The organism is Cryobacterium sp. BB736 (genome assembly GCF_014980265.1).
In the GTDB taxonomy this organism is placed as follows: domain Bacteria; phylum Actinomycetota; class Actinomycetes; order Actinomycetales; family Microbacteriaceae; genus Terrimesophilobacter.
The window spans coordinates 1-12881 of the sequence record NZ_JABXWQ010000007.1 but is presented as its reverse complement, the minus strand read 5'-3'; the positions used below and the strand labels follow the sequence as shown (position 1 = coordinate 12881).

At 59.8% G+C, this 12881-nt stretch carries 26 protein-coding genes; 2 read left to right on the top strand and 24 right to left on the bottom strand.

Features of this window, described 5'->3' with window-relative positions; all coding sequences use genetic code 11:
- Positions 1-7 precede the first annotated feature (7 nt).
- The 22 genes from IRG63_RS13455 to IRG63_RS13350 all read right to left on the bottom strand — a co-directional run bounded on the left by IRG63_RS13455 (position 8) and on the right by IRG63_RS13350 (position 10085).
- Positions 8-313, bottom strand: a complete 306-nt coding sequence (locus IRG63_RS13455) for a hypothetical protein (RefSeq protein ID WP_193510458.1) — start codon at positions 311-313, stop codon at positions 8-10.
- On the bottom strand, positions 310-528 hold the full coding sequence (locus tag IRG63_RS13450; RefSeq protein WP_193510457.1) for a hypothetical protein: 219 nt from the start codon (positions 526-528) through the stop codon (positions 310-312). The genes IRG63_RS13455 and IRG63_RS13450 overlap by 4 nt, the downstream gene beginning before the upstream one ends.
- A 175-nt stretch (positions 529-703) precedes the next feature.
- The gene (locus IRG63_RS13445; protein WP_193510456.1) at positions 704-979 is read right to left on the bottom strand and encodes a hypothetical protein; all 276 of its coding nucleotides are present in this window, start codon (positions 977-979) and stop codon (positions 704-706) included.
- Positions 979-1413 carry a single-stranded DNA-binding protein gene (locus IRG63_RS13440; RefSeq protein WP_193510455.1) on the bottom strand — a complete coding sequence of 145 codons (435 nt, stop codon included), beginning with the start codon at positions 1411-1413 and terminating at the stop codon, positions 979-981. Before IRG63_RS13440 ends, IRG63_RS13445 begins: the two co-directional genes overlap by 1 nt.
- A 27-nt stretch (positions 1414-1440) precedes the next feature.
- Positions 1441-2088, bottom strand: coding sequence for a hypothetical protein (locus IRG63_RS13435; RefSeq protein ID WP_193510454.1), 648 nt, complete (start codon positions 2086-2088; stop codon positions 1441-1443).
- Between the two features lie 25 nt (positions 2089-2113).
- Positions 2114-2410, bottom strand: coding sequence for a hypothetical protein (locus IRG63_RS13430; protein WP_193510453.1), 297 nt, complete (start codon positions 2408-2410; stop codon positions 2114-2116).
- 366 nt (positions 2411-2776) lie between these two features.
- Entirely contained in the window at positions 2777-3034 is a 258-nt protein-coding gene (locus IRG63_RS13425) for a WhiB family transcriptional regulator (RefSeq protein WP_193510451.1), read from the bottom strand.
- A complete protein-coding gene (locus IRG63_RS13420) occupies positions 3031-3606 on the bottom strand; it encodes a hypothetical protein (protein WP_193510450.1) in 576 nt (191 codons plus the stop codon). Before IRG63_RS13420 ends, IRG63_RS13425 begins: the two co-directional genes overlap by 4 nt.
- A complete protein-coding gene (locus tag IRG63_RS13415) occupies positions 3603-4232 on the bottom strand; it encodes an HNH endonuclease signature motif containing protein (RefSeq protein ID WP_227412199.1) in 630 nt (209 codons plus the stop codon). The genes IRG63_RS13420 and IRG63_RS13415 overlap by 4 nt, the downstream gene beginning before the upstream one ends.
- Positions 4229-4900, bottom strand: a complete 672-nt coding sequence (locus IRG63_RS13410; RefSeq protein WP_193510449.1) for a lambda exonuclease family protein — start codon at positions 4898-4900, stop codon at positions 4229-4231. The genes IRG63_RS13415 and IRG63_RS13410 overlap by 4 nt, the downstream gene beginning before the upstream one ends.
- A complete protein-coding gene (locus tag IRG63_RS13405; protein ID WP_193510448.1) occupies positions 4897-5115 on the bottom strand; it encodes a hypothetical protein in 219 nt (72 codons plus the stop codon). The genes IRG63_RS13410 and IRG63_RS13405 overlap by 4 nt, the downstream gene beginning before the upstream one ends.
- Positions 5112-5336, bottom strand: coding sequence for a hypothetical protein (locus IRG63_RS13400; protein WP_193510447.1), 225 nt, complete (start codon positions 5334-5336; stop codon positions 5112-5114). The genes IRG63_RS13405 and IRG63_RS13400 overlap by 4 nt, the downstream gene beginning before the upstream one ends.
- A gap of 70 nt (positions 5337-5406) precedes the next feature.
- A complete protein-coding gene (locus IRG63_RS13395) occupies positions 5407-5730 on the bottom strand; it encodes a hypothetical protein (RefSeq protein ID WP_370566275.1) in 324 nt (107 codons plus the stop codon).
- Between the two features lie 40 nt (positions 5731-5770).
- Positions 5771-6256, bottom strand: coding sequence for a hypothetical protein (locus tag IRG63_RS13390; RefSeq protein ID WP_193510445.1), 486 nt, complete (start codon positions 6254-6256; stop codon positions 5771-5773).
- 94 nt (positions 6257-6350) lie between these two features.
- On the bottom strand, positions 6351-6869 hold the full coding sequence (locus tag IRG63_RS13385; protein ID WP_193510444.1) for an HNH endonuclease: 519 nt from the start codon (positions 6867-6869) through the stop codon (positions 6351-6353).
- Positions 6870-6940: 71 nt separating this feature from the next.
- Positions 6941-7306 carry a hypothetical protein gene (locus IRG63_RS13380; RefSeq protein WP_193510443.1) on the bottom strand — a complete coding sequence of 122 codons (366 nt, stop codon included), beginning with the start codon at positions 7304-7306 and terminating at the stop codon, positions 6941-6943.
- Between the two features lie 66 nt (positions 7307-7372).
- A complete protein-coding gene (locus tag IRG63_RS13375; protein ID WP_193510442.1) occupies positions 7373-8362 on the bottom strand; it encodes a site-specific DNA-methyltransferase in 990 nt (329 codons plus the stop codon).
- On the bottom strand, positions 8359-8628 hold the full coding sequence (locus IRG63_RS13370) for a hypothetical protein (protein WP_193510441.1): 270 nt from the start codon (positions 8626-8628) through the stop codon (positions 8359-8361). The genes IRG63_RS13375 and IRG63_RS13370 overlap by 4 nt, the downstream gene beginning before the upstream one ends.
- Positions 8625-8999, bottom strand: a complete 375-nt coding sequence (locus IRG63_RS13365) for a hypothetical protein (RefSeq protein WP_193510440.1) — start codon at positions 8997-8999, stop codon at positions 8625-8627. The genes IRG63_RS13370 and IRG63_RS13365 overlap by 4 nt, the downstream gene beginning before the upstream one ends.
- A gap of 344 nt (positions 9000-9343) precedes the next feature.
- Entirely contained in the window at positions 9344-9541 is a 198-nt protein-coding gene (locus IRG63_RS13360; protein WP_193510439.1) for a helix-turn-helix domain-containing protein, read from the bottom strand.
- Positions 9538-9858, bottom strand: a complete 321-nt coding sequence (locus tag IRG63_RS13355) for a hypothetical protein (RefSeq protein WP_193510438.1) — start codon at positions 9856-9858, stop codon at positions 9538-9540. Before IRG63_RS13355 ends, IRG63_RS13360 begins: the two co-directional genes overlap by 4 nt.
- Positions 9855-10085, bottom strand: coding sequence for a helix-turn-helix domain-containing protein (locus IRG63_RS13350; protein WP_193510437.1), 231 nt, complete (start codon positions 10083-10085; stop codon positions 9855-9857). The genes IRG63_RS13355 and IRG63_RS13350 overlap by 4 nt, the downstream gene beginning before the upstream one ends.
- 139 nt (positions 10086-10224) lie before the next feature.
- Here IRG63_RS13350 and IRG63_RS13345 point away from each other — a divergent pair, with 139 nt between their 5' ends.
- On the top strand, positions 10225-10491 hold the full coding sequence (locus IRG63_RS13345; RefSeq protein ID WP_193510436.1) for a helix-turn-helix transcriptional regulator: 267 nt from the start codon (positions 10225-10227) through the stop codon (positions 10489-10491).
- A gap of 304 nt (positions 10492-10795) precedes the next feature.
- Positions 10796-11068, top strand: a complete 273-nt coding sequence (locus IRG63_RS14145) for a helix-turn-helix transcriptional regulator (protein ID WP_193510435.1) — start codon at positions 10796-10798, stop codon at positions 11066-11068.
- On the opposite strand, the gene IRG63_RS13335 is transcribed toward IRG63_RS14145, so the two are convergent.
- Both IRG63_RS13335 and IRG63_RS13330 read right to left on the bottom strand, forming a co-directional pair.
- Positions 11065-12342 carry a tyrosine-type recombinase/integrase gene (locus tag IRG63_RS13335; RefSeq protein ID WP_193510434.1) on the bottom strand — a complete coding sequence of 426 codons (1278 nt, stop codon included), beginning with the start codon at positions 12340-12342 and terminating at the stop codon, positions 11065-11067. The genes IRG63_RS14145 and IRG63_RS13335 overlap by 4 nt on opposite strands.
- Complete coding sequence (locus IRG63_RS13330) at positions 12329-12673, bottom strand: hypothetical protein (RefSeq protein WP_193510433.1); 345 nt, start codon at positions 12671-12673, stop codon at positions 12329-12331. The genes IRG63_RS13335 and IRG63_RS13330 overlap by 14 nt, the downstream gene beginning before the upstream one ends.
- Positions 12674-12881: the final 208 nt, after the last annotated feature.

Genomic DNA, 12881 nt, shown 5'->3' with positions numbered 1-12881 from the left:
GCCTCAGTCATACGTCCCTCCCTGAATCATGCGGTTCACTGTCGGCAACTAGACCAACCAACTTGCGAACGGCATCTTCGTCCAGCGCATCCCCGACGATGCGCCGCACGCGCTCTTCATCAGTGGGGTTGGCTTCCAGCCAGGCGTTCAGCTCATCGCGGAGCTCAACAACGGTGTGGCGCTGCAGGAACGAACCGTGGGCCTCGTTCACGCCGTACTTGGGCTCCATCACACCGGGTGCCGTGTTGATGCGAAACCGCGAGTCTCGGCGGCGGGTCATGTGCGGGCCAGTGCTGATGTGCGGCTGCTTCATTCCGTTGTTCCTGTCTCTGAACCGTTCGATTCCGGGACCGTGGGGCACGCCCAGAGGATCGACAGCATCCGGTGACCATGGGCCGGCCACCGTCGCGGCCAGAGGCGCACAGCCACGCCGATCACCTGGTGGTCGTAGTAGACGTTCGGCGTGAACAGACGCCTAGCACGCTCGGCGGCGGTCACCATCACAACGCGAGGGGTTCTGAGTTTCATTGGTTCTCTCCTGCCTCTGCTTCTGCCGTATCCGTCTTCATCACGTAGTGGGCGCATAACGCGTTAGGACACCCATACGGGTAACCACACGGCAACACACCAAACGCACGCGTACCACGAGCACACCGCGAACAACAACGAGCCACCGGGTAGCCGCTACCGTTCCAACCGGCCATCACGCCTCCCCACCCAACAAAGCCAGAATTGCTTCAGCCAGTTCGTGAATGGAGTCCGCTTGGAACTCTGGAATCAGGTGAGCGAAAAGCCCCTGGTTGTAGAGCAAATCGACAAGGGCTTCCTTCCGGTCGGGCATGTCAGCCTTCGCCGCATCCCAACCCGCGTAGTACGCCGCAATCGCAATCCCGTAACCTGTGTCATTCGCGGTGAATGGTTCGCCGTTGACTGTGACACCAGCGACCCACGACGACCACTTCGCAGATACGTCACTCATCAGAACGGCGTTTCGTCGTTGAACGAACCCGGCGTGGACCACACATCCGCGGCAGGCTCAGACGGTGCCCACGACTCGGCAGGCTGCGTCGTGCCACGCTTCGGACGACGAACCACAACCGCAACAGTCGGGAACATCACCTTCACCTTCCCACCCGGAGTACCATCACGCTTCGCATACACCTCCAACTCAACCGAACCGGACACATGCACCAGTGACCCCTTCTGCACGGTGTCCATCACCGCGTCAGCGTGCTCGTCCCAGAACGTCGCACTGAACCATGTCGTCGGGCCGGTGTCTTCCCACTGGCCTGCGTCGTTCTTCTTCGAGGGTGTGTGGGGGACGCTGAGTTCGACTACTCGGTGGGTGCCGGCGTTGCGGATCTCGATGTCGTTGGCGACGAATCCTTCGAGGGTGATTGTTGCTTTGCTCATGCTTGTGTTCTCTTTTCGTTGGTTTGGTTATGCCGCTTCTTCTGCGCATCTGTCGCAGTCGCGTGCTGGCCTGTTGGGGTGTTTGGGGCAGTCGGGGTCGGTGATGATCCCTGGCACTGTCGGCTTGGATGTTTTGGCGAATAATGCTGCGTCGTATGCGCGTCTCGCGTTACCGCACGCCCGACATGGACTGTCCGTGCCCTTGGGGTGTTTAGTGCAGAAGGGGGTGGACGCGGATGCGTTTTCCCCTTCCCTTTCTATTTCCCCTTCTACTTCCCCTTCCCCTTGGTGGGAAATGTTCTGAACTTTTCTGGAATTTTTCAAAACATTTGGGACAACCCCGGAACGGTCAGGAATATCGGTCCGTTTCCGGTACTTGATGTCCTGGTGTTCGTCCCAATGGAGACACTCGAAATAGCGTTTACCGGCCACCTCGTATGACTCGATGACACCCGCTTTTTCGAGGGCAACCATCCACCGCTCAACAGTTTTCGCGTCCACTTCCTCGTCCATCGGGAACGTCCCCGCGAACACCAGGCGGGCATCACGTCTGCCGCGTCCGTAGCTGTCGCAGTAGCCCCACAGTTGGGTCCAGAAGTACCGGAGCGGGATGGGCCAACTGTTGACTTTCTCCGACGAACGCATGGACGCACGAATCATCCGATCCTCAGCCACCGCCTGTCACCTTCTTCTTTGTTGTTCATGTGGCCTCGTTTGCTTGTTTCTGCACGGCGTTCATCGCGATCCTGAGTTGTGTGTCGGTGAAGGTGTATCGGCGGTCATCCCAACCCGCAGACTCGGCGGACAACAGTTCGAGGTCGCCGGCACCCCGCCTGTGACGAAACTTCGCCCGGTTCAGTTCGTGGACAGCCAACATCTCCCGATGCCGCGCCCCTCCGAACCGTTCACGCAACACCACCCGCACAGCCGGTAGTTCCGTTGCGCGTATCGTTTTCGGGTCCAACGAATCCACAAACACATCCCACGCCGCGGTCATTGGGTCACGCGCGAGGGTGCAACACTCGGTTCGGCCTCGTCCATGTAGTCACCGATCCAACGGTGGTTCTGCATGGCGGGATCTACGATGATGAAGTCAGCGGTGACCCCGCGTGCGGCGTATTCGCTCCGTGGAGTAATGACCGCCACAACTTCGGTGTTCGGTGACTCCCAAGCGCGACCTTCAGCCTTTGTGCGTGCGATTACAACAGCTCTCTTAGGCACGGTTGTCCTCCCTTCCTTGTTCATGCGGTTGCTTCTTCCACCCAGCAGTCAGCACACACCCTTGCTACCCGTGCTGCGTCGTTTTGGTTTTGCCAGCGTGTGATCTGTTCGTGGGTTTCACACGGCGTAATCGAAACCGTGCTCACGCTGTCCTCTTTCTGAGTTCGTCGCGCTCTTCGGCGGACAATCCACCCCATAGGCCGTGCTCCTGATTCGTCTCGAGCGCATACGCCAAGCAGCGGTCGGCTACATGGCAGCGGTTGCAGATGGCTTTTCCGTCACGCATGCTTCCCCCTTTTTCGGGGAAGAACAGTTCCGGGTCTGTTTGCGCACATAACGCATCCGCACGCCAATCCTCGAAAGGGTCAGACGGGGCAGGGGTGAACGTGTACCCGGTCATGTGAGCGCCGCCTTCTGCTTGTCCTTCGCCGCGATCACACGCGGGTCGTGTGCAACACCCGCTCTGCCCGCGTCCGCCCATGCCGTTTGCAACGCCGACAGTGAGGTTGCTGCTTCGAGGGTTTCGACCCACTCGGACACAACAACCGGATCGAGTTCGTCGCGGGTGGGGGCGGTCGCTGGCGCGTCAGTCAGCGGGGCGACGGTGAAGGGCTTGCGTCGGCCACGCGTGACGGTCAGTGCGACGGTCAGCGCCTTGTCGATGTGGGAGAGATGCGAAATTTCTATCCCGCCCACGCGCTCTTTCCCGAACGTAATGTCAGGGTTGCGGAACAACGTCAGTCTGCGACCCGTGTAGTTGGAAGCCTCTGCTCCCCACGCCATTACTAAGACTCTCCTCATGCTTTTTGAAGGCTTGTAGGGGCGTCCGGGCATCTCGCGCAGGTGGACTTCGACAGGCTGCTCGGCTGTCCCCGCGACGACCTTCTCGATCGTGAAGGTGCGGGGGCCGGCAAGGAAATCTTCTGCATTTGCCTGATCCGAGCGAGGGACAATTGAGTCGGTGAGATTCATGCTTGTTGCTCCTTGAGTTGTTGTTTGGCTCTATCTCGTGCGGCCTGGGCGCGTGCTCGCCCACAGGTGCGGCAGACGCGCATAATCTTCGTCGGGTGGTTGTACAGGTTGTCGCCGGCGTACTCATGGCCTGCCGGACAGTGCGTTTTCTTGGCGTGGACCGCAGAGGGACCGATGCCGCGAAGTAGGTTCTCCCTGAGCGTCACGGGTTCCAGATGCTCAGGATTGACGCATTTCCGATTTCGACAGAGGTGGTCGAGGTGCATGCCTTCCGGTATTGGGCCGACGTAGTGCTCGTATGCCCAGCGGTGCGCGTACCCCTTGCCTGTGTTGGGCGACAACTTCCTACCCAAATAGAACTGTCCGTAGCCGACTCCGTTTAGACCTCCGGTCCATTCGATGCAACCGTTGTCGCCCGGTGTGACTTTCTCGAGGAATCGGTCGATGGCGGGGCGGTGCCTGCATCCGCACGATTTGGTGTGACCACTCCGAAGACGGGTTCCAGAGACGGTCGTCTCGTTGCCGCACGAGCAGCGGCAAACCCATTCGACGCGCTTTGTGTTCTCGGCCAGCCGGAGCACGGTGAGTTGTCCGCACACCTCGCCCACCATTTCGATGCGCTTCAAATCACAATTTCTTCGAAGTGGTCGATGTATGGCGCGACTGGTGCGCCGTGGGTTGCCGTCTTGTAGGCGTCGATCATGCGTGCCGCGTTCTCTTCGAACGCATCGAGGGCATAGAGGATGGCGGCGTGCCATCGCTGGTCGGCGTACACGCGCTTCACAAACAGGGGCCACCCGCCTGCGTATGAGCAGTAGTCCCACCACTCCCGGTCCAGCACGAGCAGGCACGCCTGAATTTGCGCGATGTGCTCGAGCGGTACTTTGTCTACGAGGATGGTTTTGAGTTGCGTCTTGGGGCGGCGGCTCTTGATCTCAAGCCCGCCCGCGTCTCCCACAAGACCGTCCGGGGATGCTCCGAGCTTGTACCCGTTGAACTCACGGACGGCGAACCCAATCTCACGAACCGGCGCATAATGTTCGGCGTACAGATCCCTCGCCAGCGGCTCATCAAGCGTTCCCCGCTGCATATCAAACGACGGGTGCACGTAGTCAACGCGTCCGGTTATCCGTTCGGCTACGAGCGTTTCGGTGACGCCGCGTGAGGTGTCGTTGTCCGCGACCTTCAGGGTGGGCGTAATGAGCTTGCCCACTTGGGATGCCGTGAGGATGCCGCACCGTGCAGCCACCCATTCGTCGGACCCTTGTTCAACGTCGATGATTTGTAGGCTCACTCGTCTACCTCTCTATAGAGCGCTTCGAGTACGGCGTCTGCGGCGGTGTCGAGGGTGACCCAGTAGGTGCCGCCGTCGTGGTCGAGGTCTGCCCAGCGTGCGGAGAGTTCGAGTTCGTCTACGACTTGTTCGCGTGTCTTGGGTGCGGGTGCGGTGATGGCTTGTGTGAGCAGGGTTATGGTGTTCTGCTCGTTCTTCATGGTGAGGTCGCTCACAGAAGACCCAGCCCTTCGCTCACGGCATCGGCCAAAGCGTTGGGCATTGCGTCAATGAGCCGGTATGTGTCTCCGTGCTCGTTTGTGTATTGCGTGTGTGCCGCGATCAGGCTTGCGATGTGCGTCAGTTCCGCGTGGTGCATGGTTGCGTGGTACTGGGCAATCTCGTAGTTGCCGTTGGTTGCGGCTTGTTCTGCTTCTGCCTTGTGGTCAATGTTCATTTGGTGTCCTTTTCGTCGCGGTGTTGGTCTGCGAGGTTGGCGAGGTCGTCATCATGCGAAGTCGGACGGGTCATGTGTCTGTCCCGCCTTCGAGTAGTTGGGCGAATGTTTCGAGGGTCATGAGCACCCCGTGTTGTGCTGCGTTGTTGTAGCCGATGCCGCGGCGTTTGAAGACGACGACACCAATCGCGGCGTCATCGTTTCCGCGTTCAATCTCGGCTTCGTCCAGCCAGGGCTTCACCTTGACCTCGCCGTTGTAGTCCTTCACTTCAACCACGACACGGCCACCGCGAATGGTTTTGATTCCGGTGACATCGCCGCGGTCGTTGCGCCCGTTCTTCGCACGTCGCTCTATGCGGTCGTCATCCAGTTGGGCGGAAAGAAAGCCGGTCACCGATGTCTCCATAGCGGTGCCGGCCTGCTTCGCGGACGCTCTACTTCGAGTCATCTGTCACCCCGAACTCGTCGCGGAGGTGTCCGATGATGTCGTTCTTGGTCCGACCCGTCAGTTGCCCATCGAGGTATTCGCCCAGCGCGTCGAGTACCTTCTTGGCGGTGACAGACACCGGCTCAAGACGGACGAACGGCAGCACCCCGTGAGTGTCAGCGAACTCGTGCGCGCTCCACTGGACCGCTATGGAGCCGTCGCCGTTGTCGAACCAGTCCCCATTCCTGAAGAGCGTCCATGTCGTCCCGTTCGCCGCCTGATACACGCCATGGTCGGTCGGCAGTTCCGGCATGGCACGCTCGATCACCGTGATGGTGAAGCCGTCCCGAGCCAGCGGGCGCAGGTTGTAGGACGCCGCACGAATCCCGAGGTCATTGGCGAAGTTGTCGCGCGCCAATCGTCCTCGGATAACCGTGTCGCCGTTGACGGCTTCGACTAGATCCCCTTCACGAAACTCTGTTGTTGTGTTCATGCACCTATTCCTTCTATGAGGGCGGTTACCCACCCGTACGCTGCGATGACGGCGAATCCCACGGTGAGACGTCCGATGATTTCGTAGCCGGTCATTACGCGACCTTTCGTTTAGCGAGCGCGGCGTTTGCCTCAGCTCGAGTACGTGTTCCCCGCGGCATGTGCCCACCCTTCTTGCGGTGAAGTTCCGCGTCACACGGGCGGCACTTGTACGAGTTCCAAAGCACGTTCGGGGCACCCTTTTGCAATGCGAGGTTTTCGGGCACCCAGGGGTGACCGTTGGCGCAGAACTTCCGATCCGGCCCGTACCCTCGAGCCACCAAACCGCGCCGGTCGTTCTCCAACTGGGTTACCGGCTCGAGGTGCTTCGGGTTCACGCACAGCGGGGTGCGGCAGAGGTGGTCGAGGAAGAGGTGCTTGGGGACCGGGCTGACGAACCGTTCGAAGAACCAGCGGTGAGCGGGGAACGACTTGTTGTTTTGGCTCACGATCCCGTAACCCATGTTGTTGGTGCGCCCGGTCCAGATGATGCAGTCACCCTCGAACCGGATGCTTGCGAGCCGGCGTGCGACCCACAGGTTCTCGATCCAAAGGCTGTAGCCCTGTTCCTGCATCCGGTGGTGGGTTCCACAGAGCGGGCCGTTGTGTTTCCTGCGGGTGCACTTAGGTGCTGCGCATTCCGCTTTCACTTGCTGACCTCGAGTGCCGCCAATCCTTGGAACGTCAGCTCGTACTCCGTTTCGGGGGACGTGTACAGTCCCATCCGCATCCCGCGGCGTGCCAGGAATCCAGCGTCAGCAAGTTCCCCTGCGCGTCGGCGTGGTGAGTCCCAGTGGATCGGGGGCCAGTCTCCGGCAACGATGCGGTCGTGGTAGTTGTGGTTGACTTCGCTGCCGGTGGATGCGCCGTGTGTCTTGATGAGTTCGAGTACGTTTCTGCGGGACTCGTTCAGCGTCAGTGCGGATAGGTCGGCGGCGATGTGTGATGTAACAGGGTCGGTTTCGCGTGTTCGTGCGGTGTCGTTGTTGAGCACGATCTGTGGGGTTGTCATTTGGTTCACTCCTTATTTGTTGGTGTGACGGTTTGGGGGGTCACGTCACCCCCAAACCGCCACGCATCAAGCGCCGAGTGCTTCGAGGTCGAACGTCTGTTGAGACAGCCGTTTGGTTGCTTGTTTGCACCAGTGTTCGTCCATTTCGATGCCGACTGCTTTCCGCCCGAGCTGACGGGCAACGTCGAGAACGGCACCGGAACCGGCGAAGCAGTCGATGATGGTGTCACCGGGGCGTGTGGTGGTTTCGATCATGTGAGTGAGCAACCCGACCGGTTTCTCGCAAACATGCCGCCCCGCATATGGCGGAACGGAGGGGAAATCCCAAATGTCGCCAAGCCTCTTGCGATCCTTCAGGTTGAATGGACGGCGCTGGTCTTCGAACTCGCGGCGCAGTGCCACGTATTCGGCAACCAACTCGTCGTAATCACGGGACAGGAAACCTTCACCCATGGACTCCCGCAGCGTGGCGTACTGTTCGCGGCTCGGCATGTTGTAGCCGATCTCCCAGTTCGACAGCGCGCCGGTTGTGTTCCCATTGACGCTCGGAAAGAGCGCCTGAATGACCGTCCGCGAAACCCCCGACCGCTCCCGCTCCGAGCGAATGTATGCACCAATCGGCGCTGCGACAGTCTCAGGCTCGTCATCAGATTGTTCCGCGAACACGATTCCCTCCCAGAAGGAGATGTGCGAGCGCACTGAGTCGATGCTTGCGCGGTGTGCCATGCTGCCTTGCTTCACCCACCGAACCGAGTTCAGCACCCGGAACCGTTGAGCCACCACCGACTCAACCGCGCTCGTCAACGCCGGTGACGCGAACACCCACACCGAAGCATCCGGTGACAAGTGCGGCTTAGCGAGATCCAGCCACTCGCCCATCCAGTCCAGGAACTCAGCAGACTTCGACCACTGGTTATCCCAGTCGTTGTCCTTCACCTTGAAATACGGCGGGTCGGTCAGCAGGTGAACGGAACCGGTAAGCGAAAGGCCGGGGAGGATATCCTCACACCGGCCATGAAACAATTGCACACTGTCATCCTCGTAATACGGCTTCAAGTGATCACCGCGTCAATGTGCGACGGCGGGAACGGCTTGGTGTTGGTCGTGAGTCTCGCAACCGCGGCGGCGAGAGCATCCCGCTCAGCCTCAACTTCGCGGATGTAGTCGAGGTCGTAGTCGAGAGTCGTCCGCGCACCCTCGAGGGCGTCGATGGTGCGCCCCAACAACTCCATGTCGTGAAGGTCTGCCGAAGTGAACGGCGGGTCAGCCACACGAGCATCAAGCCATGCCCGCAGTTCCCCGATCAATTCCTTGGTACTCATCGCCACCCCTTCTGTTGTTTCTTTCTCGCTTTGACTGCCCGCCGCACACCCGCCATGTCCGCATCCCCGCTGCGTCCGTCGTATTCGCCGTACTGTCGGTCTTCTATCCATGCGTTCGCGGTTGCCCAGAGAATGGTTTTCACAACCCAGTTATCGGTTGCGACAACAAGGGTGATTCGTCCGTGGGTGTAGTAGGCGGTGTAACCGGGTAGCTGGTGGACGTGTCTGGGGCGTAACATTGCTGCCCGGATTTCGTGACCTTCAACCGCCATGTCCACGGCACGATCCAACGCATGCTTCGACATTGCAAACACAATCAACTCCCTCGTTGGTGGATGGATGGTTGGTGCCCTGTTGCGTTTGAACGCCACGCCTAAAGCGCAGGGCCGTCAGCCCGTACCTAACAGCCAGGGTCGGTTCCCCTTTACTTGCTGTCGTGTAGCGGCCACGCTTCCCCTAAGGGACAATCCGATTGCGTGACGCCGTAGCCTCTGACGAAAACTTCCTATGCACCACCAGCGTTCGCCCACCACGATTCCAAGCGACTAGCCAGCCCCAAACGGGCTTACGTTGATGCCGTATATAGCGCCCAGTCCTCGTAGCCGGGTCGTGGTTGACCAGGGCTGTCCCCGATACCCCAAAGCGGGGTCAGGCGGGCTGTTACTCCTGAGCTATGTAGTTGTGCCTGGTGCGCGTTCGACCGCACAGAAGGCTGTTAGGTGCGTTCGGGGAGCGAGTCCACGTACCGGTCGAGTTCCGTTTTTGTGAACCGGATACGTTTCCCCTGACCAACCGCGATCAACTCACCCGTTTTGCGGAGGTCGTCTATGTCGCGGAGGTTGGTGTCGAGGTAGTAGGCGGCAAGTTCGCGGGTGAACAGTGCGGGCGGGAACTCAATACGCGGGGCGCTCATGCTGCGACCGCCTTACGAACCTCGAGCACCTTTGCGAATGGGATCTGCTCAGTCCAGGAGTAAGGGGTAGCCACAGTGATGGTGACCTTGTTGATGCGGATGACCTCATGCCACCCGAACCTGTCGCGGACGTATGCGGCACCGTCGATGTCGTCGCGGGTGAACTTGACCCGTTCCTGTTCCGCTTGCTTCGCGGCTTCCTTGTTCGCCTGCCATGCCGCGTCCGCTTCTGCCTTCACTTCGGCAACTGCGGCGTCAATCATCGCTTCCGTTGCGCGTGTGCGGGAACGGTAAGCCGATACCGTGTCGCGCTTCATGCCGCGTCCCGGTAGAGGTTGACCCACTCGCCGGCGTCGGCGTCGAGGGCGTCGGCTACAGACATCAGCTCGCCAACCCGCCAGTCACTTTCACCCTTGAGGCGTGACCGTAGAGTTTTGTAGTCGATGCCGGTTTGCTGGGAGAGTTGGGCGATAGAGATTTGTTTGGCTCCGCGTCGTGCCCTGATCGTTTCTGCGAGGGTTTCGCGGGCGGTGGTTTTGTCCATATCGGTAACGTATCTTACCGAATTCGGTAAAACTAGACTGGTATATCCCCCAGTAAAGGGGGCGTGTCGCTAACTCAACCTGAGAGAATTTAGGTGTAAAGGGTTGGCTTTGCCAGAAATGGGCACTAATCTACTCGGCATGGACAAAAAGCGCCCCAGCGACTTCGACGCTGCCGTAGCATCCGTACTCGACCAAGCAATCACCGACTACGGCATCACCTACGTGCGGCTCTCCGAACGCTCCGGCATCCCATACACCACCCTGTACAAGTACGTGAAGGGTGCATCCCCAATGCCGTTAGCGGCGTTCACGAAACTAGCGAACGTGGTTGGTGTCAACCCAGGGGAGATCATCCATGCCGCTCAGACTGTCGTGAACCCGACCGAACAGAAGCCGCGGATCTAGCCCGGTCGTTACGACGAACCGCAGCACGTCTCCGGCTGTCACGTTCGGGTCGGCGGGGATGTAACCGGCGGCGTACCACCGTTCCCGTACGCGTTCGTTTTGTAGTGCGGCGTATGCGCGTTCGATGATGGTCTCTGCCTGCAAGATGCCCCCCACGTTTCCCGGTAGCGGGAGCATCGTCGGTGACGCCCACGCTAGCGCCCCATATTGGGATGCTACGCGAGGGCACTGACAATGCGGTATACCCCAGTTACCCCAGCGTTGCGGGCGATGATAGTTCATATGAACCGTGACGTGAAAATCTGTGGACGCACTGGATGCCGCCTGTACGGTGACGGTTGTGGCGGGCGGTCGGAAAACTGTGGACGCGTTCGGGCGTGACGTTGCCGCGGTCCTTCACCGTGAGCGTTTGGCGCAGGGTGTGACTCTTGTGCAGCTCGCCGCACTGGTGGGTGTGTCGCAGTCGCAGTTGTCGAAACAGTTACGCGGCGAACGACCGTTGACGTTGGATGAGGCTGACCGGATCTGTCGTGCACTCGGGTTGACGTTGGCGGACGTAATCAGAGACGCGCGCTAAGCCTCGAGCGCGCCGGCGAAGTGGATACCAACCTTGTCCATTGCGGCTCTAGCTGCGTCGGATGATACCCATTGGTATCCCTGTGTGGTTTCGACGGATACGTGACCAACGATTTCGCCAACGATCTTCGGGTCAACACCGAGTTCCATTAGGACGGTTGCGGTTGTGTGCCTTGCCCAGTGGGAGTCGGGCGGTTCGGGTGTTCCTGGTTTGCGTCCGCGGGGTGGTGGTGTCTGTTCCTTGGTGATGACACCTGCCGTGTGCAGCAGGTCGCGCCATGCTTGTTCGTCTTCGTACGGTAGCCACGGTGAGCCGTCTGTGTGTCGCCAGATGAGGCCGTGTGGGTTGTCTCGGTCTTTGGTTGCTTCTAGGTGACGTTCGAGTGCGATGACGAGGGGTTTGACGAGGGGGACAGTTCGCACACGCCCGGACTTCGGACGCACCAAACACAAGCGACCCTCTAACTGGATGTACTCGAACCCGTCCGGCACCTTGAGTCGCCGTTCGGGGCATGACCCTGCACGCTTGTATTTGCAGGTGTTGTTGCATCCGTGTTCGAAGGTAATTTCATCGAGTGACCATTGAACATGCAGCACACCGTTAGCAATGTCCAGGTCTTCGATGCGTGCGGCGAGTCGTTCGCCTTGTCGTAGTCCGGCGAGGATTGCGGCCCACCATCGTGTGCCGTCTTCCATGTCTGCGGCGGTTTTGAGTACACGGAATGCGGTGTCGTTGGTGAGTGCGCCACGTTTGCGGACTGGTTGGACTGTGGGTACGTCAACATCGGCGGCAACGTTGCGTGCGCAGAGTCCTTCTTTGCGTGCGGCTTCGAGCATTGGGGATAGTACGGACTTGTGCACTTTGGTGACGGTGGATGTTGACCTGCCCGCGTCCAACACGGCGCGGTGTATTAGGCGCACGTCTGACGGCTTCAACGATGCAACCTTCTTGCGCCCGACCGTGGGACTAATCCACTTACGCACAATCGTTTCGTATGAGGACGTAGTGGACGGTTTCTTCTTGGGCTTGATCACGGTCGCTAACCACGTTTCGCCCCACTCCGAAACGGTGGTTGCGGTGTCGAGCGCCCCACCGTGTTCACGTATCTGTTTCTTCAGCTCGTCCAGTTTCGCCCGCGCACCGGCTTGGGTGCGTGACGTGCGAGAGATTGGTTTGCCCGTGCTGGGGTCAGTGACGACCGCGCGCCAGAGTTTCCCGTCACGGATTTGGTACAGGCCACCATCACCCTTCGCCCGACGCCTACGCTGAACCACTGTTAGCGCCCCACGGCCCACAGATGACGTACGGGCCGCGAGCGTCCCACATTGCCTTCCACTGTCCAGTCGGCACCGTTCCGGGTTCGCCCCAACCCGCGGGCTGTCGGTAGCTCGTCGCGCCGTGACGGTCGCGCACCCACGTACCGACTGGAGGCTCGTTCTCACGGGTGATAGGTGATGCCGCCTGTTCCCGGACGAGATCAGCTACTTGTTCGCAGAGCTGACGCGCAACGTCCTTGGTGAACTCCCCCTCGGTGCCGAACGTCCAGCGGTGTAACTTGTCGAGGTTTTCGGTGAGCGTGCTGACGGTTCTGGCGGTGCTTTCCATGATTCCCTCTCAGTAAGGTGCTAGGTACACACTATAGTGCACACTATCAACCGCAAGCAGTAGCAAGCAGTCGCATCCCGCTATGCCCTGTTTTGCCCCGTGTTTCCGGGGTTTTTGCGGGGTTTACAGTTTTCGTGTGCACCCAATAATTGTATCACCGTTGCTCTTGTAAAGCGAAGGTCGTCGGTTCGAATCCGACAGGGGGCTC

Excerpts from the sequence above, each read along its gene's own strand:
- IRG63_RS13455 (WP_193510458.1), bottom strand. The coding sequence starts at position 313 with ATGAAGCAGCCGCACATCAGCACTGGCCCGCACATGACCCGCCGCCGA.
- IRG63_RS13450 (WP_193510457.1), bottom strand. The coding sequence starts at position 528 with ATGAAACTCAGAACCCCTCGCGTTGTGATGGTGACCGCCGCCGAGCGT.
- IRG63_RS13445 (WP_193510456.1), bottom strand. The coding sequence starts at position 979 with ATGAGTGACGTATCTGCGAAGTGGTCGTCGTGGGTCGCTGGTGTCACA.
- IRG63_RS13440 (WP_193510455.1), bottom strand. The coding sequence starts at position 1,413 with ATGAGCAAAGCAACAATCACCCTCGAAGGATTCGTCGCCAACGACATC.
- IRG63_RS13430 (WP_193510453.1), bottom strand. The coding sequence starts at position 2,410 with ATGACCGCGGCGTGGGATGTGTTTGTGGATTCGTTGGACCCGAAAACG.
- IRG63_RS13425 (WP_193510451.1), bottom strand. The coding sequence starts at position 3,034 with ATGACCGGGTACACGTTCACCCCTGCCCCGTCTGACCCTTTCGAGGAT.
- IRG63_RS13420 (WP_193510450.1), bottom strand. The coding sequence starts at position 3,606 with ATGAATCTCACCGACTCAATTGTCCCTCGCTCGGATCAGGCAAATGCA.
- IRG63_RS13400 (WP_193510447.1), bottom strand. The coding sequence starts at position 5,336 with ATGAACATTGACCACAAGGCAGAAGCAGAACAAGCCGCAACCAACGGC.
- IRG63_RS13390 (WP_193510445.1), bottom strand. The coding sequence starts at position 6,256 with ATGAACACAACAACAGAGTTTCGTGAAGGGGATCTAGTCGAAGCCGTC.
- IRG63_RS13385 (WP_193510444.1), bottom strand. The coding sequence starts at position 6,869 with ATGCAGGAACAGGGCTACAGCCTTTGGATCGAGAACCTGTGGGTCGCA.
- IRG63_RS13380 (WP_193510443.1), bottom strand. The coding sequence starts at position 7,306 with ATGACAACCCCACAGATCGTGCTCAACAACGACACCGCACGAACACGC.
- IRG63_RS13370 (WP_193510441.1), bottom strand. The coding sequence starts at position 8,628 with ATGAGTACCAAGGAATTGATCGGGGAACTGCGGGCATGGCTTGATGCT.
- IRG63_RS13360 (WP_193510439.1), bottom strand. The coding sequence starts at position 9,541 with ATGAGCGCCCCGCGTATTGAGTTCCCGCCCGCACTGTTCACCCGCGAA.
- IRG63_RS13355 (WP_193510438.1), bottom strand. The coding sequence starts at position 9,858 with ATGAAGCGCGACACGGTATCGGCTTACCGTTCCCGCACACGCGCAACG.
- IRG63_RS13350 (WP_193510437.1), bottom strand. The coding sequence starts at position 10,085 with ATGGACAAAACCACCGCCCGCGAAACCCTCGCAGAAACGATCAGGGCA.
- IRG63_RS13345 (WP_193510436.1), top strand. The coding sequence starts at position 10,225 with ATGGACAAAAAGCGCCCCAGCGACTTCGACGCTGCCGTAGCATCCGTA.
- IRG63_RS13330 (WP_193510433.1), bottom strand. The coding sequence starts at position 12,673 with ATGGAAAGCACCGCCAGAACCGTCAGCACGCTCACCGAAAACCTCGAC.